The organism is Curtobacterium sp. Arg-1, assembly GCF_025643395.1.
Lineage (GTDB): Bacteria > Actinomycetota > Actinomycetes > Actinomycetales > Microbacteriaceae > Curtobacterium > Curtobacterium poinsettiae.
In genome coordinates this window covers 829103-851446 of record NZ_CP095731.1, presented here as the reverse complement: position 1 = coordinate 851446, position 22344 = coordinate 829103, and the positions used below count along the sequence as shown (strand labels likewise).

Below are 22344 nucleotides of genomic sequence, written 5' to 3'. Positions count from 1 at the left end.
CAACGACCGGCACGACCGCCGCCCGTCACCACCGCACCCGCCCCGCTGCGTCCCATCCGAACCGAGGAGTCCCATGCCCGACCGCGCCGCCTCCACCCCGTCCGACGCCCTGCGCCTGCTCGTCGACGGCAACGCCCGCTTCGCCGCCGACAAGCGCCGGATGGGCCGCGTGGACCCGGACCGCCGCACCGAACTCGAAGGATCGCAGTCGCCGTTCGCGACCGTCCTCGGCTGCTCGGACTCGCGGGTGCCGTTCGAGCACGTCTTCGACGCCGGCATCGGTGACCTGTTCGCCATCCGCAACGCGGGCCAGATCGTCGACGACGTCGTCCTCGGCTCGATCGAGTTCGCGGTGGTCGCGCTGGGCACCCCCCTGGTCGTCGTGCTCCGGCACACCCGGTGCGGTGCCGTCGCGGCCGCGCGCTCCGGTGAGCCCGTCCCCGCCCCGCACCTGCAGGCCCTCGTCGACGCGATCGCCCCGAGCGTCGAGAAGGTCCGGCGCACCGACGCCGAGCTGCCGCAGGAAGCCGTCGGCGCCGCACACCTCGAAGCGACCCTCCGCCAGGTGATCGAGCGCTCCGGCGCGGTCTCCGACGCAGTGGCCGAGGGTAGATTGGCCGTCGTCGGGGCGACCTACGACCTCGCCACCGGAGAGGTCACCATCGACACCGTCGTCGGCCAGGTCTGACCGACGCCGACCCCGACACCGACCCCGACGACGACCGCCCCGGCGACCCCGGGGCGCAGGCACGGGCCGGCGCGACCGCGACCGGCGAGCACCCCAGGAAGGACCACGACGACGTGACCGACACCACCCCGACCGAGTTCCGCATCGAGCACGACACCATGGGCGAGGTACGGGTGCCGAAGTCGGCGCTCTACCGTGCCCAGACCCAGCGCGCCGTCGAGAACTTCCCCATCTCGGGCACCGGGCTCGAGTCGGCGCAGATCGTGGCGCTCGCGCGGATCAAGCGCGCCGCGGCCATCGTGAACGGTGAGCTCGGCATCGTCGAGCCCGCCGTCGCCGACGCCATCGCGGGTGCGGCCGACCTGATCATCGGTGGGCAGCACCACGACCAGTTCCCGGTCGACGTCTACCAGACCGGCAGCGGCACGTCGTCGAACATGAACATGAACGAGGTGCTCGCGACACTGGCGTCCGACATCGCGGGTTCCGCCGTGCACCCGAACGATCACGTCAACGCCTCGCAGTCGTCGAACGACGTCTTCCCCACCTCCGTGCACGTCGCCGTGACGGAAGCGCTCATCCGCACCCTCGTGCCCGCGCTCGAGCACCTCGCCGAATCGCTCGAGGCGAAGGCCACCCTGTGGGCCGACGCCGTCAAGTCCGGCCGGACGCACCTGATGGACGCCACGCCCGTCACCCTCGGGCAGGAGTTCGGCGGCTACGCCCGCCAGATCCGCCTGGGCATCGAGCGGGTGCAGGCGACGCTCCCCCGCGTCGCCGAGGTCCCGCTCGGCGGCACCGCGGTCGGCACCGGCATCAACACTCCCAAGGGCTTCCCGCAGCGGGTCATCGCCCAGCTCGCGAGCGACACCGACCTGCCGATCACCGAGGCCGTCGACCACTTCGAGGCACAGGGCGCACGTGATGCCCTGGTCGAGGCGTCCGGTGCCCTCAAGGTGCTCGCCGTCAGCCTGACGAAGATCAACAACGACCTGCGCTGGATGGGCTCCGGTCCGAACACCGGGCTGGGCGAGCTGCACATCCCCGACCTGCAGCCCGGTTCCTCGATCATGCCCGGCAAGGTGAACCCGGTGATCCCCGAGGCCACCCTGATGGTCGGCGCCCGGGTCATCGGCAACGACGCCACCATCGCCTGGGCGGGCGCATCGGGTGCGTTCGAGCTGAACGTCGCCATCCCGGTGATGGGCACGGCGCTGCTCGAGTCGATCCGCCTGCTGGCGAACAGCTCGCGCGTGCTCGCGGACAAGACCATCGACGGGCTGCAGGCGAACCTCGAGCGTGCCCGCGCCTTCGCGGAGTCCTCGCCGTCGATCGTCACCCCGCTCAACCGGGTCATCGGCTACGAGGCGGCGGCGAAGGTCGCGAAGTACGCCGTCGCCGAGGGCATCACCGTGCGCGAGGCCGTCGTGGCCCTCGGCCACGTGGAGCGCGGCGAGGTCACCGAGGCGCAGCTCGACGAGGCGCTCGACGTCCTCAGCATGACCCACCCGAACTGACGCGACGCTCCTGACACATCCCCAGGATGGACGGGAGGCCCGGTGCCAGCTGGCACCGGGCCTCCCGTCCGTCACGTGGCGGCCCGACGCGCGCTACACCAGATCGGGCGAGTCCAGCAGGTCCGTGACCAGAGCGGCGATCGCGGAGCGCTCGGAACGCGTCAGCGTCACGTGCGCGAAGAGCGGGTGCCCCTTGAGCCGCTCGATGACCGACGCGATCCCGTCGTGCCGGCCGACCCGCAGGTTGTCGCGTTGCGCGACGTCGTGGGTGAGCACCACCCGCGAGTTCTGGCCGATGCGCGAGAGCATGGTGAGGAGCACGTTCCGTTCGAGCGACTGCGCCTCGTCGACGATCACGAAGGCGTCGTGCAGGGAGCGGCCACGGATGTGCGTCAGGGGCAGCACCTCGATCAGGCCGCGCTCGATCACCTCGTCGAGCACGTTGTCCGAGACCACCGAACCGAGGGTGTCGTAGACGGCCTGCGCCCACGGGTTCATCTTCTCGCCGGCGTCACCCGGCAGGAAGCCGAGGTCCTGCCCGCCCACGGCGTACAGCGGCCGGAACACCATGATCTTCTTGTGCTGCTGCCGTTCGAGCACCGCTTCGAGTCCGGCGCACAGGGCGAGCGCCGACTTGCCGGTGCCGGCACTGCCGCCGAGCGAGACGATGCCGATCTCGGAGTCGAGCAGCGCGTCGATCGCGAGCCGCTGCTCGGCCGAGCGCCCGCGGAGGCCGAAGACCTCACGGTCGCCGCGCACCAGGGCGACTGCTCCGGCGACGTGCACACGGCCGAGCGCCGATCCACGCTCGGAGTGGATCACGACCCCGGTGTTCACGGGGACGCCGTCGAGCTTCGCGGAGCGGATCTCCTCTTTCTCGTACAGGTCGGACATCTGCTCGCCGGACACCTGCAGGTCGGCGATGCCGGTGTAGCCAGAGTCGACCGCGAGTTCGGCGCGGTACTCCTCGGCCGCCATGCCGATCGACGACGCCTTGACCCGGAGCGGCAGGTCCTTCGACACGACGACGACGTCGAGCCCGTCGTTCTTCAGGTTCGACGCGACGGCGAGGATGCGGGAGTCGTTGTCGCCGAGCTGCAGGCCCGACGGCAGGACGGACTGGTTGGAGTGGTTCAGTTCGACGCGGAACGAGCCGCCGTCGCCGATCGCGATCGGGAAGTCGAGCCGCTCGTGTTCGATGCGCAGTTCGTCGAGCAGCCGGAGGGCCTGCCGGGCGAAGTACCCGATCTCCGGGTCGTTGCGCTTCGCTTCGAGTTCGCTGACGACCACCACGGGCAGGACCACGGCGTGCTCGGCGAAGCGGAACAAGGCCCGCGGATCACTGAGGAGCACCGATGTGTCGAGCACGTACGTGCGCTGGGCGACCGATGTGGACGAGTCCGCGGTGTGCTGTTCCTGTGTTCCGCGAGAGACGTTCTGAGAGGTCACGACCACTCCATCCCCGGGCCGCGACGGGCCCGGTCCTGTCCTCGAACGCGGCCACGGAGCGGGTCCCGAAGCACCGACTGTGGCCGCTTCGATCGGGCGCGGTGCCCGATGGGGACAACGTACGTCCGGCCCCCGACACCCCGCCAGCGACACGCGGTTTCTGGAGTTACGGTCGCGTGAACAACGCGAGCGCAGCTCGTGACGCGGCTGGTCACAAATTGTCTGTTGCGACCGCTCCAGCCGACAGGTGGTGACCACCCGGCGGACGTGAGCGGGGTGTCGTGACCGCGCGCAGGCAACGGACGGGAGGCCCGTGGCGGCCTGGCACCGCGCCTCCAGGCCGTCCGTTGGTCGCGACTCGTCACGCGCGCCGCGTCGACTGGTCGCGAACTGTCGGGCGCTGCGGCGCCAGCCGACAGGTGGTGACCACCCGGCGGACGTGAGCGGGGTGTCGTGACCGCCCGTGGGCCGCGAACCCGCAGCGCGGCGCCGCGCTGCTACTGCATGGTGGCGTACGAGACGCAGGCGTCGCGGAACATGTCGAGGGTCTCGTCGGTGGTCGACGGGAACACCGACACGCGCGCGACCCCGAGCCGCGTGGTCGCGGTGACGCCGTGGTTGTGCATCGCCGCGGACAGGGCGGTCACGCGCCCCTGCGTCGGCCGGAGCACCACGATGCCGGCGCGCTCTGCCGGGTCGCGGCTGGACTCGACCTCGAGCCCGAACTCGTCGGCGATCGCGAAGACGCGCTCGACGCGGTCGGCGACTCGCTCCTGCACGGCGGCGACACCGACGGCGGTGAGGCGCTCGAGCGACACCGCGAGCCGGGCCTGCGCGACCGGGTCGATGCGGGACATCTGGAAGCCTGCGGCTGCTGGACGGACGGCGGGGACCTCGGTCGGCCAGCCGGACGTGCCGTGCGGACCGGACAGCGCCGGACGGATCCGGTTCAGGGCGCGGTCACTGAAGGCCACGAACCCGGTGCCCCACCCGGCGTGCAGCCACTTCTGCCCGCCGGTGGCGACCACGTCGGCGACCTCGTACGGGGCGTCGACGACACCGAAACCCTGGATGGCGTCGACGATGAGCAGGCGCTCGCCGATGACCTCGCGGATGGCGGCGAGGTCGGTCAGGTAGCCGGTGCGCCAGTCGACCAGCGACACCGCGACGGCGGTCACCTCGTCGGTCAGGCGCTCACGGATCAGCTCCGGCGTCACCCAGCCGGCACCCGACTCGATGACGACGGGCTGCACGCGGCCGCCGGTGGCCGACGCGGCGCTGGCCAGTGCGAGCGGCAGCGACGGGTACTCGTCGGCGGACACGAGCACACCCCCGGTCAGGCCGAAGGCGGTGTGCAGCAGGCCGGGGGTCGTGGCGGCCTGCGAGACGACCTGGTCCTCGCGGCGGCCGACCAGCCGCGCGGCGACGGCGCGGACGCGGGCGTCCTGCTCGTCGAGGGTCTCCATCGCGCCGAACCGCATGTGAGCCTGGATCGTGCCGAGCACACGCTGCTCCTCGAGCACGGCGGTCTGCACGGGGCCGAACGCAGCGTGGTCGAGGTAACCGGGGTCTTCGGAGAAGCCGGCGGCGTACTCGTCGATGTTCACAGGTGGTGCACCTTTCACAGGGTTGAACCCTGAGAGCCTACTGGGACGTGACTCCGCCGACGAACCCGGTGCGGCAGGTGGCTGGTGGCTGGTGGCTGGGCGACCAGCCGCACCCGACCGCACTCAGCCGCCGAAGCGACGCTCAGCCGCCGAAGCGACGCGAGCGGAGCCCGAAGTCGCGGACCGCACGGAGGAAGTCGACCTCGCGCAGGTCCGGGTAGAACGCCTCGACGAAGTAGAACTCGCTGTGCGCGCTCTGCCACAGCATGAAGTCGGACAGCCGCTGCTCGCCCGAGGTCCGGATCACCAGGTCGGGGTCCGGCTGGCCCTGCGTGTACAGGTGGTCGCCGATGAGCTCCGGCGTCAGCACCTCGGCCAGGGTGTCGATGGTGCCGCCACCCGCGCCGTGCGACTGCACGATGCTGCGCATGGCGTCCGCGATCTCGCGACGGCCCCCGTACCCGACGGCCAGGTTGACGTGCAGCCCCGTGCGTCCGGCGGTGCGCTGCTCGGCCCGTTCGAGCGCGGTCACCAGGTTGTCCGGCAGCCCCTCGTTCGAGCCGACGTGCTGCACGCGCCAGTCACGGTTGTCGGCCAGCACCCCGGCGAGGTCGGCGATGATCCCGACGAGTTCCTCGAGCTCTTCGCCGCCACGACCCGTCAGGTTGTCGGCGGACAGCAGGTAGAGCGTCACGACCTCGATGCCGAGGTCGTCGCACCAGGTCAGGAACTCCGGGATCTTCGCGGCGCCGGCGCGGTGGCCGTGTGCGGCGGACTCGAGCCCGAGCTGCTTCGCCCAGCGGCGGTTGCCGTCCACGATCATGGCGACGTGCTTGGGCTTCGCGGCCCCTTCGAGCTGGCGGCGGATCCGGCGCTGGTAGGCGCGGTAGAGGATCCCCCGCCCTGTCCATCCCGCCGTCCCGGTCACGCACCGAGCGTAGTGCACCACCTGGACGAGAGCCCTGGGGGTGCCCGCTCTGCGGACACGTGGCGGTCGTTCGGGATCAGGCCCTATGGTCGGGTCCATGCAGGACGAGCACGAGACCGGCACCCTCCCCCACGTCCCGTTCACGGAAGAGGCGACGGCCCCCACGTCGGAGCCCCGTCCCGCCTGGCGCGGCTGGATCCACCTCGGCGCGTTCCCGTTCGCGATCGCGATGGGGGTCGTCCTGATCACCCTCGCCGACAGCACCGCGGCGAAGGTCGGCAGTGCCGTGTTCATGGCGACGTCGCTGGCGATGTTCGGCGTCTCGGCGACCTACCACCGGTTCCCGTGGGGGCCGAAGGTGAAGGCCGTGCTGAAGCGCATCGACCACACGAACATCCTGCTGCTCATCGCCGGCACCTACACGCCCATCGCGATCTGCGCCCTGCCGCACACGCTGATGGTCGTCGTGCTGTGGGTGATGTGGTCGGGCGCAGCGCTCGGCATCGCGTTCCGCGTGCTCTGGATCAACGCGCCCCGCTGGCTGTACGTGCCGATCTACCTGGTGCTCGGGTGCGCTGCCCTGGCGCTGCTGCCGCAGTTCTTCGCCGCGAGCGTCCCGATGACCGTGCTCATCCTGTCCGGCGGCGTCGCGTACATCATCGGGGCGCTGGTCTACGGCTTCAAGCGGCCGAACCCGGTGCCGACGCAGTTCGGGTTCCACGAGGTGTTCCACGCCCTGACCGTCGTGGCCTTCGGTGCGCAGTGGGTCGGCGTGCTCATCGTGGCGCTGGACCCGGTGCGCTGACCGTCGCACGTTCCTGGTGCGCCCGCGCCCGGTTCCGGTCGGCGCGCGCACAAGGCGGACGGGAGGCCCGTGGCGATGCCGCCACGGGCCTCCAGTCCCTACCCGGCCGCGTCAGCCGCGCTCGGTGTCGTCGCCGACGTCGGCCCGGCCGTCCTCGGCCGCACGCCGCTCCGGCTCGTCCGTCGCGGTGCCGTCACCCGCGGTGCCGTTCGCCTCGGCCTCGAGCCGCTCCCGCACCTCGGCGCGGTAGCGGGTCCGGCGGATGCGCCGGGTCATGTCGACGACGAGCAGGATCGTCACGATGGCGACGAGCGCGATCGCGATGAACCCGACGACACCCGGGGTGACGTCGACGTCGGGGACGACCGAGGGGCTGGGACTGGGGGTGGCGGCGAGTGCCGCCGCGATGGTGCTCACGAGGTCGGTTCCTTGTCGGCTGGGATCCCGGCGAACAGGTCGGTCTCCGGGAGCTCGGTCGGCACGCGTGCCTCCACGAGCTGGTAGTCCTCGGTCGGCCACACCGTCGCGAGGAGGTCGTTCGGCCAGTAGAAGAAGGCGCTGTCCGGGGCGACCTGGCTGGCGTGCGCGCGGAGTGCGGCGTCGCGCTGGTCGAAGTACTCGTGCACGTCCACGTGGGTGGTGGCGAGGTCGGGCCGGTCGGCGAACCGCTCGACCCACTCGCGCAGCTGCTCGACCGCGGGGCTGTCCGGGTCGCGCTCCTGCAGGGCTTCGAAGATCGTGCTGAAGCGGCGGGGGTTCATCGTGCGCTCGTAGTAGAGCTTCGCGATCGACCAGGGTGCACCGGCGGTCGGGTACGCCGACGGGTCTGCGGCGGCGGACCACGCGGCCATCGACACCTCGTGCGTGCGGATGTGGTCGGGGTGCGGGTAGCCGCCGTTCTCGTCGTAGGTGACGAGCACGTGGGGGCGGAACCGGCGGATCACGCGGACCAGCGCCTCGGTGCTGTACTCGAGCGGGACCGTCGAGAACGTGCCCGGCCGCACCGTCTCGCCCTTCTCGGCGTCGGGCAACCCCGAGTCGTGGTACCCGAGCCACAGGTGGTCGATGCCGAGTGCCTGCTGCGCCGCGGCCATCTCGGTGCGGCGGTACCCGGCCATGTCGCGGTGCGCACGGCTCGTCGCCGGCTCGCCGAGCTGGTCGTTCAGGATGTCGCCGGCCTCGCCGCCGGTGCAGGACACGACGAGCACCTGGTGCCCGTCGGCCACGTACTTCGCGGCGGTCGCGGCACCCTTGCTCGACTCGTCGTCGGGGTGGGCGTGGACTGCCAGCAGGCGGTAGGGCACGTGGGGTTCCTCACTGCGGGTGAGCGGCGTCGGACGCGGGCAGCGCACAGCATCGCGTGAACTACCCTGGGATCAGGATATCCACCCCGGGAGCCCCGAACTGTCCGAACAGCACCAGACCGCCACGCTCGACGAGCGCTACGGCCGCACCCCGGCCCGCAAGCGCCGCAGCCGCCTCTTCGCGATCGTCGCGGCCATCGCGGTCGTCGTGGTCTTCGGGGCGTGGGTGATCTGGGCGGGGCTCGACCAGTCCGATCGTGGCCTCGACCAGGACGTCATCGGGTACGAGGTCCTGTCCGAGCACAGCACCGTCGTCCACTCGCAGGTGTCCGTCGATCCGGGCGTCGAGGCGAAGTGCGCCGTCCAGGTGCTCGACAAGAGCTACTCGATCGTGGGCTGGAAGGAGATCACCGTGCCGGCGTCCGAACAGCGCAGTCGGAGCATCTCCACGCAGGTCACCACGACGACGCGGGGCGTGACCGGGTTGATCCACGACTGCTGGATTCCCTAGACTGTCCTGATTCGCCTCTCGAGACCGACCACTCGGCCGGTCTCGTTTTTTCATGGTCGAAGGGACAGAACATGAGCAACGACACGCAGGTCACCTGGCTGACCCAGGAGGCGCACGACCGTCTCAAGGCGGAGCTCGACGAGCTGAGCGGCGAGGGCCGTGCCGAGATCGCGCGCCGCATCGAGGCCGCTCGCGAAGAGGGCGACCTCAAGGAGAACGGCGGCTACCACGCCGCCAAGGACGAGCAGGGCAAGATCGAGGCCCGCATCCGCGTCCTCACCGAGCTCCTCAAGCACGCCACCGTCAGCGAAGCCGAGTTCGACGGCACCGTCGAGCCGGGCACCGTCGTCACGGCGGTCATCGCCGGCGACGAGTCCACCTTCCTGGTCGGCAGCCGCGAGATCGTGGCCGAGGGCTCGGACCTGACGGTCTACAGCCCGGTCAGCCCCGTCGGCGCGGCCATCGTCGGCCTCAAGGCCGGCGACAAGGCCACCTACACGGCGCCGAACGGCAAGGAGATCGCCGTCGAGGTCGTCAAGATCGAGCGCTACGAGCCGTAGACCCGGCCCACTGCAGACAGGAGGCCCGTGGCGACACCGCCACGGGCCTCCTGTCTGTCCGCTGGTCGCGCCCAGGGCGCGGGGCGGACGCGGAACGACATGAACGCTGTCGCACGACAGCGACATCGTCGCGTCAGCCCGTCGCGGACTAGTGCTCCAGGAGCTCGGGGCGGAACCCGACCTCGTGCAGACGCTGGATGACCTCTTGCGCGTGCTCGGGGCCGCGGGCCTCGATCGACAGGTCGAGCGCGACCTCGTTGATGACCAGGCCCTGCCCGTGGCGGGTGTGCAGCACCTCGACCACGTTCGCGCCGGCGTCCGAGATGACCTGGGCGACGCGGGACAGCTGGCCCGGGCGGTCCGGCAGCATGATGCGGATCCCGATGTACCGGGACGCTGCCACGAGACCGCGGGTGATCACGCGCTCCATCATCAGCGGGTCGATGTTGCCGCCGCTCAGCAGCACCACGGTGCGGCCGGTGTCGCGGACGGCGCCGGACATGATCGCGGCGACGCCGACGGCCCCCGCGGCCTCGACCACGAGCTTGGCGCGCTCGAGCAGGACGAGCAGGGCGCGGGCGGTGTCGTCGTCCGAGACGGTGACGATGTCGTCGACCAGGTCGCGGATGATCGGGAAGTTCAGGTCGCCGGGCCGCGCCACCGCGATGCCGTCGGAGATGGTCGGCTTCGTGGTGATCGTGACGGGTTCACCGGCGCGGATCGACGACGGGTAGGCAGCGGCGTTCTCGGCCTGCACGCCGATCACCCGGATCGGCCGACCGAGCCGTTCGGCCATGCCCTTGACCGCGAGTGCGATGCCGGAGATGACACCGCCGCCACCGATCGGCACCACCACGGTGTCGACGTCCGGCACCTGATCGATGATCTCGAGGCCGAGCGTGCCCTGCCCCGCGATGACGGCCGGATGGTCGAACGGCGGGATGAACACGGCACCGGTGTGGGCGGCGAAGTCCTTCGCGGCGCTCAACGCTTCTTCCACGGAGTGGCCCCGCAGCACGACGTCGGCGCCGTAGTGGCGGGTGGCCTGCAGCTTCGGCAGGGCGACCCCGACCGGCGTGAAGATCGTCGCGGGGATCCCGAGCTCGCGCGCAGCGAGCGCGACGCCCTGCGCGTGGTTGCCGGCACTGGCGGCGACGACGCCCTTGGCGCGCTGTTCGGCGGACAGGGTGGAGAGCCGGTTGTAGGCACCGCGCACCTTGTACGCACCGGTGCGCTGCAGGTTCTCGCACTTCAGGTGCACCGGGGACCCGAGCAGTTCGGCGAGGAACTGCGACGTCTCCATCGGGGTGACTCGCGCGACGCCCTTGATGGTCTCGCGCGCCGCCTCGATGTCCGCGAGGGTCGGGATCGCGGTGAGCGTGTGCGGGGATGCGCTGGTGTCGGTCACTCCCCCATCATCGTCGTTCCGAGCCGCGGCGGCGAACTCGTGTGACGCTCAGTTGGTGCTGGCGGTGCCTTCTTCGGCCGAGGGACCAGCGTCGACGCCCGGGGCCGGGACGTCGTCGCCGACCTTGTGCCGGCGCCGCCGGAGCAACTGGATCTGGCCGTGCTGCCCGCGCTTCGGCGTCGCTTCGAGCACGTGGTCGGAGTCGAGCCGGCGCCAGCGGCCGCTCGCGATGGTGGTGACCATGGCGTTCAGCGTCGCGATCAGCGGCACGGCGAAGAAGGCTCCGGCGATGCCGGCGAGCCCCGACGCTGCGGTGACGCCGAGGACGACCGCGAGCGGGTGGACCTTGACCGCGTTGCCCATGACGAGGGGCTGCAGGATGTGCCCCTCGATCTGCTGCACGAGGAGCACGACGCCGAGCACCAGGACGGCGGCGAGGGGGCCGTTGAAGATCAGTGCGACGAACACCGCCAAGAAGCCCGTGACGATGGCGCCGACGACCGGGATGAAGGCGCCGAGGAAGACGAAGGCCGCGATCGGGATCACGAGCGGCATGCCACCGAAGAAGAGCCCGACGATGAAGGACCCAAGGCCGATGCCGACCGCGTCGACGAAGGCGACGAAGATCTGCACCCGGATGAAGCTCGTCAGGGTGATCCAGCCGGCGACACCGGCGCCGTCGACCGCTGCGCGCGCCTTCTTCGGGAACAGCCGGACGGACCAGCGCCAGACGTTCTTGCCGTCGATCAGCAGGAAGATCGTGGTGAACAGGGTGATGAAGAGCGCTGCGAATGCATGGGTTGCACCCGACCCGGCACTGGCGACACCGGACAGGATCGACGCGGAGTTGTCCTGCAGCCACTTCGTGCCGTCGTCGAGCCAGCCGTTGACGTCGGTCTGGCTGATGCCGAACCCGGAGTTCAGGACGAAGTCCTTGATGTTGGCGTACTGGTCGATCGTCCGGTCACGCAGGGACGGGTACGACGCGATCACCTGGTCGACGACGAGCCAGACCAGGGCACCCAGGGCCGCGACGCCGCCGAGCAGGCTCATGACGACCGCGAGCCACTTCGGCACGTGGTGCCGCTGCAGCCAGTTCGAGATCGGCACCAGGAGCGCCGAGACGACGATCCCGACCAGGAAGGGGATGAGGATCTCGCTGAAGACCGTGACCAGCCAGATGAAGACGGCGATCACACCGACGACGACGAGCGCTCGCCACGACCACGCACCGGCGATGCGGACGCCGATCGGGACCGATTCCTCGACCACGGGGTCGGGATGAGTCTGCTTGCTTCCCCATGCCATGGCCTGATTGTACCGACGCGCTTCCGGTCAGGTGCCAGATGCGGCATACGTGCATGGATCCTCGTGTCGGCGGCCTTCGGTAGCGTCGCCGCATGCCCAGGTCGACGCTCTCCGCCGCCGAGGCCCGTCGGGTCGCACTCGCCGCACAGGGGTTCGGACGACCACCCGCCGACGCGGTGTCGACACGTGCGGTGAACGCCGCGTTCGGGCGGCTCGGCCTGCTGCAGATCGACTCCGTCAACGTGTTCGAACGCAGCCACTACCTGCCGCTCTTCGCCCGGCTCGGTACCTACGACCGCTCGACGCTCGACCGGCTGACGCTCGGGCGGTCCGGCCCGTACACCGAGTACTGGGCGCACGAGGCCGCGTTCATCCCCCGCGACGACCTGCGGCTGTTCCGGTGGCGGATGGACGCCCTGCGGGAGCGCGACGCCGGACCGACCCGGATCGACGGGGTCACCCGGACCGCTGCCGTCCGCCGCGAGCTGCACGCCCTGCTGCGGGCCGAGGGGCCGATACCCGCCAGCGCGGTGGAGCACGAGTCGAACGTGCGACGTGGGCCCTGGTGGGGGTGGAGCGACGTGAAGCTCGGGCTCGAGCAGATGTTCCGGTGGGGCGAGACGGTCAGCGCCGGACGCGCCGGGTTCGAGCGCGTCTACGCCCTGCCCGAGCAGGTGCTGCCCGACGGCTTCCTCGAGACCGCTCCGGCACGCGCCGACGCCGTGCTCGAACTCGTGCGTCGGGCATCGCGCGCGCTCGGTGTCGGCACCCGAGCGGACATCGCGGACTACTACCGACTGCGCTCCGACGACACCGCCGCCGCGATCGCCGCACTCGCCGCCGCCGGGGAACTCGTCCCGGTGCGGGTCGAGGGCTGGGGCGAGCGGGCCTGGCTCCACGCCGATGCGCGGGTACCCCGGCAGCTGACGGCGGACGCGGTGCTGAGCCCCTTCGACCCGGTCGTCTGGTTCCGACGGCGGGCCGAGCGGATGTACGGCTTCCACTACCGGATCGAGATCTACACGCCGGCGCCGAAGCGGGTGTTCGGCTACTACGTGCTCCCGGTGCTGCAGGACGACCGGCTCGTCGGTCGGATCGACCTGAAGAGCGACCGGCAGCGGGGCGTGCTCCGGGTCCGGACCGCGTGGCAGGAACCCGGCGAGCACCTGGACCCCGAGCGACTCGCCGAGACCCTGCGGCGGACCGCGAGCTGGCAGGGCCTGGGGGCGATCGAGGTGACCGATCGTGGCACCGCAGCACCTGCCGTTGCCGGAGCGCTCGGTCTCCCCCTGGTGCCGCACGTGTCCGCGGACGACACGGATGCGGCTCAGCCGGTCGCGCGTGCCGAGCAGGACGCGGCAGTCGACGACGCTGGTGACGCTCGCTGACCCGTCAGAACCGCTCGGCGTTCGCGCGCAGACGAGCGATGCGGTCGGGCAGCGGCGGGTGCGTCGAGAACAGCCGGTCCATCACCCCGGGGCGCATCGGGTCGGCGATCCACAGGTGCGCCATCGAGGAGTTCTGCGTCTGCACCGGACGGCCGTACGCCCCGAGCTTCTCGAGCGCCCGCGCCAGGCCCTCGGGGTACCGCGTGGTCATCACGCCCGTCGCGTCCGCCAGGTACTCGCGCTGCCGGGACACCGCGGCTTGCACGCCCGCCGCGGCGATCGGGGCCACGACGACGGCGGCGATGCCGGCGATCAACAGGACCGGGTTGGCGCTGCCGCCGTTGTCCGAGTTGCGGTTCCGCCCGCCGGACAGACCGCTGAAGACCGAGATGCGGAGCAGGATGTCGGCGATGAATCCGACGGCCACGACGAGACCGAAGACCATCGTGGACACCCGGATGTCGTAGTTGCGGACGTGCCCGAGCTCGTGCGCCATCACGCCCTGCAGCTCCTGGTCGTCCATGAGCTCGAGCAGCCCGGTCGTCGCCGCGACGACCGCGTGCTCGGGGTCCCGCCCGGTGGCGAAGGCGTTCGGGGCGGGGTCGGGGATGACGAACACCCGGGGCATCGGCATGCCGGTCGAGATGGCCAGGCTCTCGACGGTGCGCCAGAGTCGCGGCTCGGCGGCCCGGTCGATCTCGATCCCACCCGCGATGGCGGTGGCCTGTCGTGCCGCCAGGAAGTACTGCAGCACGGCGTAGCCCAGTGCGACCACCAGGACGATGAACCCGATCGAGACGTTCCCGGCGAGGTACCCGCCGAGGAACCCGAGCGCACCGATGATCAGCAGGAACACCAGGACGATGACGACGGTGTTCCGCTTGTTCCGCGCGATGGCGCTGTACACGTCGGCTCCGACGCTGGGGTCAGAACTGGACGCGCGGCGGCTCGGCGATGGCCGCCGGCTCGTTCGTCTCGAAGAACGTGGCCTCGGTGAAGCCGCGGTTCTTCGCGAACGTGGAGTTCGGGAACACCCGGATCTTCGTGTTCAGCTCGCGCACGCCACCGTTGTAGAACCGTCGAGCGGCCTGGATCTTGTCCTCGGTGTCGACGAGCTCGGACTGCAGCTGCAGGAAGTTCTGGCTCGACTGCAACTGCGGGTACCCCTCGGCCACCGCGAAGACGCTCTTCAGTGCCTTCTGCATGTGTCCCTCGGCAGCGGAGGCCGTGTCGGCGTCACCGGCCGACAGGGTCTCGGCGCGGGCCTTCGTCACGTCGTCGAAGACCGCCTTCTCGTGCGTGGCGTACCCCTTGACGGTGTCGACGATCGTGGGGATGAGGTCGGCGCGGCGCTTCAGCTGCACCGAGATGTCGCTCCAGGCTTCGTCGACCCGGACCTTGAGCGTGACGAGGGCGTTGTACGTCACCCAGAGGTAGATCCCGATGATCACCAGGATGACCACCACCACTCCGACGACGATGAGCGTCGTGACGAGTCCGGTGTCCATGCGGGCGTACTCCTTTGCGCGTCGGGATCCGCGGTGCTGCGATGGCCTGAACGGCCGTCGTGAAGTCTATCGATGCAGTCTGCATGCTCCGTTCGCTGAGCAGTGTTCACGGCCGATTCCCGAGTCACGCACACCGCGCATTCGGACTGCTGCCCGATCCGCAACCTCATCCGCGAGGTGTATTGACCAGAGGCGCTCGATCCCGTGGGATGGGTCCGGTGAACACGCGCGGGGACAACGTGGACGAAGGGGCCGTCGGGGGCGACGGCCCTCGTCGTCGACCCCGCTTCGCCCTGCTCGCAGCGGCGACGACGGTCCTCGTCGCGGCCCTCCTCGGTGCCGCGGCAGCACCGGCCGTCGCGGTCGCCGTGACTGCGGAGCCCCAGGCCGCCGCGGCTGCGGAACCCCGAGCCGCCGTGGCTCCCACCGACGCGTCCCCGCCCACGGCCGAGCCGACGGCGAGTCCCGATCCGAGCGAGATCGCGCCGCCGAGCACGGGCCGACCGGGCGCTCCGTTGCAGACCCCCACGCGTCCGGCCGTGCGGCCCACGATCGCGGATCCCGGTGACGTCACGACGGGCACCACCCGCTTCCACGGCACCGGCACGCCGGGGCACAGCGTCCGGGTGTCCGGTCCGACCGCGACCGGTTCGTCCGGGTGCACGGCCCGGGTGGGGTCCGACGGATCCTGGGCATGCCTCGGCACCGTCCGGTCCGGCCCGCAGCAGGTCTTCACGGTGCGTGACCTCGTCGCCACCGGACTCCCCGTCGCGAACGCTCCGGCCTCGGACGTCATCGTCCCGCCGACCCTGCAGGCTGCCGGCCCCACCGGCGGCACCGTGTCCGGCACCGGGTTCCCCGGATCGACGGTGACGCTGTCGGTGTCCGGGTCCACGACCGAGCAGACCGCCCCGGTCGGCCCGGACGGTCGGTGGGTCGCAGCACTCGGCACCCGAGCGGACGGCCGGTTCACCGTGACCGCCTCGCAGACGGCCAGTACCGCGCGCGGCTACCGGTCCGACCTGCGGAGCGCGGCATCGGCGCCCGTGACGGTCACGGTCGACCGCACCGCACCGGCTGCCCCGCGCATCACGACGCCGGACGACGGCCAGCGGATCGGCACCCGGTCGACGACGGTGACCGGCACCGGCGAGCCCGGCGCTCGCGTGACGGTGTACGTCGATCGTGCTCCGGTGTGCGGCGTGGTGGTGGGGACGGACGCCTCGTGGTCGTGCTCCACCGCGGGATCGACCCTGCGCGCCGGCGAGCACCGGCTCACCGCGACGCAGCACGACGCTGCGGGCAACTACTCCCGGTCCTCGGCCGCCGTGCGGGTCACGGCGGGATCCGCGACGACGGCGCCGACCGGCACACCGACCCCGGGCGCGACGGACACCCCGGGGGCCCCGGAGGGCCGACGCCGGGCTCCGACGCGACGGCGGGCACCCCCGGCACGGCGGGCACCGGCGTCGACGGCACGCCCGGCGCTGGCACGCCCGGCACCGGCAGCGGCACCGGAACCGGAACGAACAGCGGCAACCACGGCAACGGTGGCAACGGCCCCACGGCCGGCGGTGGCTCAGGCAGCGGCAGTGGCTCCGGCACCGGCAGTCCGGCCGGCGTCGGCAGCGCCGGAGGACACCCCGACTGGTCCGGCCCCGCCGGCGACTGGACCGCGGCGACCTCCTACGACGGCACCGTCCCGACCATCCAGGCCGCGTTCTCGTGGCGGACCGTCCTGGTCGCCACCGCCGTCGCAGCCGGGTTCCTCCTGTTGATCGCCGCGCCGCTGGCGCTGGTGGCCGCCGTCGCCCGCGGCCGTCTCCGGTCGCCGTTCGCCGGGCTCCTCGGCCGCAACCGCTCCCGGTCCGACCGTGCCCGGGGCGACGACGTCCTGCCGACCTGGGCATCCATCACCATCGCGGTGTCCATCGCGGCCCTCTGCACCCTGCTCGGCGTCGGTGTCGAGCTCGAGGCCCGGTACGCCCGTCTGGCGATCGCGGTCCTCGCCGGTACCGCGGTCCTGACCGCCGCGGTCGTGTTCGCCACACGGTGGGCAGCGGGCACCGACCACCGGACCATCGGCTTCCGGGTGTCGCCGTGGCTGGTGCTCGCGGCGCTCGTGGCCTGCGGCATCACGCGTGTGGCCGACCTCTCCCCCGCCCTCATCGTCGGCGTCGTCCTCGTCCCGTCGGGCAGGCCCGGTCTGGGCACCGGCCCGCTCCGCCTCGGCACCGGGATCGCCGCGAGCGCCCGGGGAGCGACCTGGCGGGTGCTGGCCCTGCTCGGTCTCGCGGCGGTCGGCTGGGTGCTGCACAGCCTGCTCGCCGGCGGGGGCTTCTGGGTGTCGCTCGGGTCGGAGTTCGCCATCACGCTGTGCGTCGGCGGCCTGGGTGCCGTGGTCGCGACCCTGCTGCCCGTCACCGGGTCCGCCGGCAGCGCGCTGCTCGCCGCTTCGCGCGGTCGGTACGTCGCGCTCGCGGTGGTCGCCGTGGCGCTGACCACGGCCGTCTACTCGGGGACCACCGGGACGCACGCTGCCCCGGTACTGCTCGTCGGGATCGCCGCAGCGTGCGTGGCGGCCGCGATCGCGGCCCTGGTCTGGCTGCGCACCGAGCGGCGCGCGGCGCGCGTCTGAAACGAGCCGGGCCTCCCGACCGGGTCCACTGGTCGCGTCACGACGGTGCTCGGACGGCGCTCGGACGGCGACGGCCTGGAGGCCCGTGGTGACGCCGCCCCGCGCCTGCCGTCCGTCAGCCGGTCGCGTCCACCGCGCGCCGGGGCGCGTTGCGGGCGAAGAGGCCGGGCAGGAGCCCGCCGATCTTCGTCCCGATGCACAGGCTGACGAAGGTCGCGAGCGGAGTGGCGAGCGCCTCGGGGTCGAAGGTGGCCACCGCCACCAGACCGACCGTCCCCGGCACGAGCAGCAGGAACGCCGGGAAGAACGACACCGTCGCCGGGATCGCCGGCACCAGCCGCTCGAGCAACCGTGTCGCGACGAAGAGCAGCGCCGCTGCGGCGCCGGTCGCGACGACACTGCCCCAGAGCGGCGTCGTCCCGCTCACCACGGCGTAGGCGGTGACCATGACCGCCACCGACACGAGCGTCAGGCGCCACCCGGACCGGAACACCAGGCCGAGTCCGACCGCGAGCACCACGACCGCCACCCACGAGACCCAGTAGACCGGCACGGCCTCCCAGCCGGCCAGGTCCGTGCCGACGCCCGCGACCTCGCCCACGAGCGCTGCCGACGACGGGTCCACGTGCAGCCCGGTCAGGGCACTGCCCGACGCGATGCCGGCGGCCATGAAGCCGAGCATGATGAGGCCCTGCACCAGTCGCGACGACCCGGTGACGATGTCCGCGGCGGTGAGTTCGAGCAGGGCATTGGTGATGAGGGCGCCGGGGACGAACACCGCCACCGGAGCGCACACGGCGAAGAGCGGGACCTGCTCGAACCCGGCACCCGCGGCGACGAGGCCGACGATGGCCGTCGACACGAACGCGGCCAGGAACGGGATGATCGCAACGGCCTCGCGGAAGCGCCGGAGGACCAGGCCGATCACCCCGACCAGCCCACCGACGACGAGCGCCAGGACGATCGCCCACCACGGGCAGCGGAACACGACGGCCAGGCCGGCCGAGGTCAGGGCGTTGCCGAGGATCCACGGCAGGGCGGGCGGCGGGACGGTGCCGGCGCGGATGGCCCGGACGCGGGCGGGGATCTCGGCGAGGGCGATGGAGCCGCTCTCGAGCCCGAGCACCACGCGGTTCGCACGAGCCGCCTGGCGGGAGGACAGTTCGATGCCCTCGGCGTTGACGATGGTGGCGGCGCCGGTGGAGACCTCGCTCACCATCACCAGGGCGGGCAGGACGCCGATCGCGAGCGTCGGTCCGACCCCGGCGGCGTCCCGGGCCTTCTCGAGCGCCGACCGGACGTCGGTGACGGAGCTGCCGGCGTCCAGGAGCAGCGCACCGAGGGTGCCGAGGAGCATGCCGACCGGGACGCTCTCGCCGTCGACGACCTCGACGTGGGCCTCCGGTCGGCGGAGGGCGTTCTGCAGGTTGGCGAGTGCGCTTCCGAGTCCGACCACGATCGTCGATGCTACTGGTCGTGCGGGTTCCGCGGGGTGCGCGGTCTTGGGTACCCCCGGTGGGACTCGAACCCACAACTCAGCGATTGTACGTCGTGTGTCGGTTCTCGAAGTCGGTACCCCCGGTGGGACTCGAACCCACAACTCAGCGATTTTAAGTCGCGTGCCTCTACCGATTGGGCCACGGGGGCGGGCCGCAACAGCCTACCGATGCACGAAGGCGGTCACCCCGCACGGGGTGACCGCCTTCGTGGCGAGCGGTGCTACTTGGCGTCGGCCGGGGCCGTCACCGGCTCGGGGGGCGTTGGAGACGTCCTTCGCGGGCTCGCCGTAGACGGGGCCGGCGGCACCGGCGACCTTGCCCTCTTCCGGAGCGGGGGCTGCGGCGGGCGCAGCCGGGGCCTCGGCAGCGGGCTTCGGACGGGACGCGAACGCCTCGAACGCGGCACGCGGGGTCTCGCGGTCGTCGAGCGACACGATGTCGCGGCCCAGGAAGAAGCCACCGACCCAGTCGCCGATGACGCGCCACTTGCGCTCCCACGACGGCATGGCCAGGCCGTGGTAGCCGCGGTGTGCACCCCAGGCCAGGAAGCCCTTCATGGCGAACTTGCCGGACTGGAACACACCGGTGCCCAGGCCGAGGCCCGCGACGGCACCGAGGTTCTCGTGCTTGTAGTCGGTCGTCGCCTCGCCACGGATGGTCGCGACGACGTTCTTCGCGAGCTGCTTGGCCTGGCGCACGGCGTGCTGGGCGTTCGGCACGCAGAACCCGCCGACACCGCCCCCGGTCAGGTCCGGCACGGCTGCGACGTCGCCGCAGGCCCATGCGTCGGCGATCACGCCGTTGTCGTCGACCACGCGCAGGTCGGGCTGCACGCGGATGCGACCGCGCTGCTCGAGCGGGAAGTCGGTGCCCTTGACCATCGGGTTCGCCATGACGCCGGCGGTCCAGATGATGAGGTCGGACGGGATCGTCTCGATCGCGCCGTCGCTCGTCTTGAGCTCGCAGACGCCGCCGACGGCCGAGGCCAGCTGCGTCTCGAGGTGCACGGTCGCGCCGCGCTCGGCGAGGTTCTTGAGCACCCAGTGCGAGGTCTCGAGCGAGACCTCGGGCATGATGCGGCCCATCGCCTCGACCAGGTGGAAGTGCGTGTCGTCGAAGGACAGCTGCGGGTGGCTCTTCAGCAGGTCGGTGACGAAGGAGCGGAGCTCGGCGAACACCTCGATGCCGGCGAAGCCACCACCGACGACGACGACGGTGAGCAGGCGGTCGCGCTCGGGACCGGCCGGCAGGTTCGCCGCCTTGTGGAAGTTGCTGAGGATGCGGTCACGGATGGACGCGGCTTCCTCGATGGTCTTCAGGCCGATGGCCTCGTCCGCGACGCCCGGGATCGGGAACGTGCGGGACACCGCGCCGGCGGTCATGACGATCTGGTCGTAGGACTCCTCCCACGCCTCGCCCTCGGTGGGGGTGATCGTCGCCGTCTTGGTGGCGTGGTCGACCTTGGTGACCTTCGCCGTGACGACGCGCGTCTTCTTGAGGTGACGGCGGTGCGCGACGACCGCGTGACGCGGCTCGATCGAACCGGCGGCGACCTCGGGCAGGAACGGCTGGTACGTCATGTACGGCAGCGGGTCCACCATGACGACCTCGGCTTCGCCCTGGCGAAGGTGCTTCTCGAGCTTCCATGCGGTGTAGAAACCGGCGTAACCGCCGCCGACGACGAGGATCTTGGGCACGGGGGATGATCTCCTTGGATGGGGGTGTGCGGGAGTCGGGTCAGACTTCGCCGCCACCCGCCCCGACTCCAGCGTCTGCACCGTCATCATACGCCCGGCACACACACCGGGAGGGCGACCAGTCCGCGCGCTCCAGCGCGAGGTCGCCGATGGGGTTGACGCCGGGTCCGGCGGCGAGGGCGTGTCCGACGAGGGCGTGCAGGCACTTCACGCGGGTGGGCATGCCACCGGCGCTGATGCCGTCGATCTCGTCGACGTGTTCGATCGACTCGCGGTCGGCCAGGTAGGCCTGGTGGGCCGCGCGGTACTGCGCGGCGACTGCCGGGTCCTCGAGCAGGGCTGCCAGCTCGGGCATGACCTGGTTGGCCTCGAGGGTGCTGACCGCAGCGGTGGCCGCGGGGTGGCACAGGTAGTAGAACGTCGGGAACGGGGTGCCGTTCGACAGCCGGGGCTTCGTGGAGACGACGGTGGGGTTGCCACAGACGCAGCGTGCCGCGATCCCGATGACGTCACGTGCCGGTCGGCCGAGCTGCGCCGACACGACCTGGACGTCGCGTTCGGAGGGCGGGTCGAAGGGAGGGGTCGTCACGGGAACGTGAGCCTACCGGAGAAGCGGAACCCCGCGCACCGTCGGCCCGGACGGCTCCGCGCCTCGGACTACTTGCTGTCGCCGGTACCGGAGACGTCGGGGGCGACGAGGTCGGCAGCACGCTCGTCCGTCAGTCCGGACTGCAGCACCGACGAGAGCATCGCCTGCACCCAGTCGACCTTGGGGGTCTGCACCTTGGCGCTCACGGGGGTGCCGGATTCGGTGGTCGGGGTCTTCGCGGCCCGCTTGTCCTCGGTGCCCATCACGAGGTAGCTCTCCTCGCCCGGGTACACGTAGAGCAGCCGGTCGCGGGCCTGCGCCTCGATGTAGGCCGGGTCGTCCCAGCGCGCGACGTCCTGCTTCTTCTGCGTGACGTCGGCCTTCTGGCTGGCGACCTCCTGCTGCTGCTGGGCGATCTGCTCCTGCTGCTGGATGAGCGTCCGGAGCGACGGCGCGAGCACCACCACGAACAGCACGATGATCGCGAGCATGAGCAGGCTGAACCCGGAGAAGTGGATCGAGCGGTACCAGGGGTGCGCGGGCGTGCTGCCGTCGGGCATCGCCACGGGGACGCGGCGGACGCGGGGCTTCTGGCTGGGCACGGTCCGACGATAACCCGCGCTGGTCGGTCGGGCAGCCCGGCACGCGGCCGTTCGGCGCCCTCTCAGCGTCTCGCGTCCCACGGTGCTGCCCACCAGAAGACGCCGTCGTCTCGTCGAGACGCCTCCGGATCCGGCGGCGTCTCACGGACTTCGCGGCGTCAGGCTGACACGACGGCGTGACGCCGCGGGGGGTCCGGTCCGATCGAGGCAGCCGGGAGGCACGGCTCCGGCCCGTCCGTCCGCCCCGCACTCGGAGTGGTCACCACACACCTCCCGACGCACGTCCGGTGGTCACGTCCTGTCGTCCGGGCCCGGGCCAGCCGACGACTCGTGACCAC

The 22344-nt window shown here is 71.5% G+C and carries 21 protein-coding genes and 1 tRNA gene; 8 read left to right on the top strand and 14 right to left on the bottom strand.

The genetic code is table 11. From position 1 onward, the window contains the following. Positions 1-73 precede the first annotated feature (73 nt). Positions 74-688: a carbonic anhydrase gene (locus tag MXD64_RS04145; RefSeq protein ID WP_017886730.1), complete on the top strand. Its 615-nt coding sequence runs from the start codon at positions 74-76 to the stop codon at positions 686-688. 113 nt (positions 689-801) lie between these two features. Then, positions 802-2205, top strand: a complete 1404-nt coding sequence (locus tag MXD64_RS04140; RefSeq protein ID WP_017886731.1) for a class II fumarate hydratase — start codon at positions 802-804, stop codon at positions 2203-2205. A gap of 93 nt (positions 2206-2298) precedes the next feature. Here the strand turns inward: MXD64_RS04140 and MXD64_RS04135 are convergent, their stop codons facing one another. The 3 genes from MXD64_RS04135 to MXD64_RS04125 all read right to left on the bottom strand — a co-directional run bounded on the left by MXD64_RS04135 (position 2299) and on the right by MXD64_RS04125 (position 6189). Next, positions 2299-3660 carry a PhoH family protein gene (locus MXD64_RS04135; protein ID WP_175470777.1) on the bottom strand — a complete coding sequence of 454 codons (1362 nt, stop codon included), beginning with the start codon at positions 3658-3660 and terminating at the stop codon, positions 2299-2301. Positions 3661-4151: 491 nt separating this feature from the next. Then, complete coding sequence (locus MXD64_RS04130) at positions 4152-5261, bottom strand: aminotransferase class V-fold PLP-dependent enzyme (protein ID WP_214584890.1); 1110 nt, start codon at positions 5259-5261, stop codon at positions 4152-4154. A 142-nt stretch (positions 5262-5403) separates the two neighbouring features. Next, positions 5404-6189 carry an isoprenyl transferase gene (locus MXD64_RS04125; protein WP_031259495.1) on the bottom strand — a complete coding sequence of 262 codons (786 nt, stop codon included), beginning with the start codon at positions 6187-6189 and terminating at the stop codon, positions 5404-5406. A gap of 97 nt (positions 6190-6286) precedes the next feature. Here MXD64_RS04125 and trhA point away from each other — a divergent pair, with 97 nt between their 5' ends. Continuing rightward, the gene (gene trhA / locus MXD64_RS04120; protein WP_042537844.1) at positions 6287-6994 is read left to right on the top strand and encodes a PAQR family membrane homeostasis protein TrhA; all 708 of its coding nucleotides are present in this window, start codon (positions 6287-6289) and stop codon (positions 6992-6994) included. Between the two features lie 111 nt (positions 6995-7105). Here the strand turns inward: trhA and MXD64_RS04115 are convergent, their stop codons facing one another. Together MXD64_RS04115 and mca are read right to left on the bottom strand one after the other, a co-directional pair. Further along, positions 7106-7411: a hypothetical protein gene (locus MXD64_RS04115; protein WP_017886736.1), complete on the bottom strand. Its 306-nt coding sequence runs from the start codon at positions 7409-7411 to the stop codon at positions 7106-7108. Then, positions 7408-8298: a mycothiol conjugate amidase Mca gene (mca, locus tag MXD64_RS04110; RefSeq protein ID WP_139179747.1), complete on the bottom strand. Its 891-nt coding sequence runs from the start codon at positions 8296-8298 to the stop codon at positions 7408-7410. Before mca ends, MXD64_RS04115 begins: the two co-directional genes overlap by 4 nt. Before the next feature lie 19 nt (positions 8299-8317). Between mca and MXD64_RS04105 the strand changes: the two genes are divergently transcribed. Then, positions 8318-8809 carry a DUF4307 domain-containing protein gene (locus MXD64_RS04105; protein WP_017886738.1) on the top strand — a complete coding sequence of 164 codons (492 nt, stop codon included), beginning with the start codon at positions 8318-8320 and terminating at the stop codon, positions 8807-8809. A 71-nt stretch (positions 8810-8880) separates the two neighbouring features. Beyond that, positions 8881-9369, top strand: a complete 489-nt coding sequence (gene greA, locus MXD64_RS04100; protein WP_017886739.1) for a transcription elongation factor GreA — start codon at positions 8881-8883, stop codon at positions 9367-9369. A gap of 148 nt (positions 9370-9517) precedes the next feature. Here the strand turns inward: greA and ilvA are convergent, their stop codons facing one another. Both ilvA and MXD64_RS04090 read right to left on the bottom strand, forming a co-directional pair. Further along, on the bottom strand, positions 9518-10777 hold the full coding sequence (ilvA, locus tag MXD64_RS04095) for a threonine ammonia-lyase (protein ID WP_017886740.1): 1260 nt from the start codon (positions 10775-10777) through the stop codon (positions 9518-9520). A 48-nt stretch (positions 10778-10825) separates the two neighbouring features. Beyond that, positions 10826-12085, bottom strand: a complete 1260-nt coding sequence (locus tag MXD64_RS04090; RefSeq protein ID WP_042537710.1) for an AI-2E family transporter — start codon at positions 12083-12085, stop codon at positions 10826-10828. A gap of 92 nt (positions 12086-12177) precedes the next feature. Here MXD64_RS04090 and MXD64_RS04085 point away from each other — a divergent pair, with 92 nt between their 5' ends. Then, complete coding sequence (locus tag MXD64_RS04085; protein WP_263137166.1) at positions 12178-13473, top strand: winged helix-turn-helix domain-containing protein; 1296 nt, start codon at positions 12178-12180, stop codon at positions 13471-13473. A gap of 4 nt (positions 13474-13477) precedes the next feature. Here MXD64_RS04085 and MXD64_RS04080 read toward each other — a convergent pair whose 3' ends face one another. Both MXD64_RS04080 and MXD64_RS04075 read right to left on the bottom strand, forming a co-directional pair. Beyond that, positions 13478-14380, bottom strand: a complete 903-nt coding sequence (locus tag MXD64_RS04080; RefSeq protein WP_263137165.1) for a M48 family metalloprotease — start codon at positions 14378-14380, stop codon at positions 13478-13480. A 19-nt stretch (positions 14381-14399) separates the two neighbouring features. Then, positions 14400-14981: a LemA family protein gene (locus tag MXD64_RS04075; protein WP_017886744.1), complete on the bottom strand. Its 582-nt coding sequence runs from the start codon at positions 14979-14981 to the stop codon at positions 14400-14402. Between the two features lie 83 nt (positions 14982-15064). Between MXD64_RS04075 and MXD64_RS17825 the strand changes: the two genes are divergently transcribed. Both MXD64_RS17825 and MXD64_RS17820 read left to right on the top strand, forming a co-directional pair. Beyond that, entirely contained in the window at positions 15065-16759 is a 1695-nt protein-coding gene (locus MXD64_RS17825) for an Ig-like domain-containing protein (protein ID WP_411512253.1), read from the top strand. Then, complete coding sequence (locus tag MXD64_RS17820; RefSeq protein WP_411512252.1) at positions 16756-17619, top strand: hypothetical protein; 864 nt, start codon at positions 16756-16758, stop codon at positions 17617-17619. The genes MXD64_RS17825 and MXD64_RS17820 overlap by 4 nt, the downstream gene beginning before the upstream one ends. Before the next feature lie 115 nt (positions 17620-17734). Here MXD64_RS17820 and MXD64_RS04060 read toward each other — a convergent pair whose 3' ends face one another. The 5 genes from MXD64_RS04060 to MXD64_RS04040 all read right to left on the bottom strand — a co-directional run bounded on the left by MXD64_RS04060 (position 17735) and on the right by MXD64_RS04040 (position 22006). Next, positions 17735-19075, bottom strand: a complete 1341-nt coding sequence (locus MXD64_RS04060; protein ID WP_017886745.1) for a threonine/serine exporter family protein — start codon at positions 19073-19075, stop codon at positions 17735-17737. Between the two features lie 117 nt (positions 19076-19192). Then, positions 19193-19266 (bottom strand) — tRNA-Leu (locus MXD64_RS04055). A gap of 13 nt (positions 19267-19279) precedes the next feature. Next, positions 19280-20815, bottom strand: a complete 1536-nt coding sequence (locus MXD64_RS04050; RefSeq protein ID WP_263137162.1) for an NAD(P)/FAD-dependent oxidoreductase — start codon at positions 20813-20815, stop codon at positions 19280-19282. Between the two features lie 40 nt (positions 20816-20855). Next, positions 20856-21404, bottom strand: a complete 549-nt coding sequence (locus MXD64_RS04045; RefSeq protein WP_056072833.1) for a DUF501 domain-containing protein — start codon at positions 21402-21404, stop codon at positions 20856-20858. A gap of 68 nt (positions 21405-21472) precedes the next feature. Continuing rightward, positions 21473-22006 carry an FtsB family cell division protein gene (locus MXD64_RS04040; RefSeq protein WP_263137161.1) on the bottom strand — a complete coding sequence of 178 codons (534 nt, stop codon included), beginning with the start codon at positions 22004-22006 and terminating at the stop codon, positions 21473-21475. Positions 22007-22344 lie beyond the last annotated feature (338 nt).

Bases quoted from the DNA above. Each gene is read 5' to 3' on its own strand.
- MXD64_RS17825 (WP_411512253.1), top strand. From the start codon at position 15,065: ATGCTCCGTTCGCTGAGCAGTGTTCACGGCCGATTCCCGAGTCACGCA.
- MXD64_RS04085 (WP_263137166.1), top strand. From the start codon at position 12,178: ATGCCCAGGTCGACGCTCTCCGCCGCCGAGGCCCGTCGGGTCGCACTC.
- greA (WP_017886739.1), top strand. From the start codon at position 8,881: ATGAGCAACGACACGCAGGTCACCTGGCTGACCCAGGAGGCGCACGAC.
- MXD64_RS04075 (WP_017886744.1), bottom strand. From the start codon at position 14,981: ATGGACACCGGACTCGTCACGACGCTCATCGTCGTCGGAGTGGTGGTG.
- trhA (WP_042537844.1), top strand. From the start codon at position 6,287: ATGCAGGACGAGCACGAGACCGGCACCCTCCCCCACGTCCCGTTCACG.
- MXD64_RS04145 (WP_017886730.1), top strand. From the start codon at position 74: ATGCCCGACCGCGCCGCCTCCACCCCGTCCGACGCCCTGCGCCTGCTC.
- MXD64_RS04090 (WP_042537710.1), bottom strand. From the start codon at position 12,085: ATGGCATGGGGAAGCAAGCAGACTCATCCCGACCCCGTGGTCGAGGAA.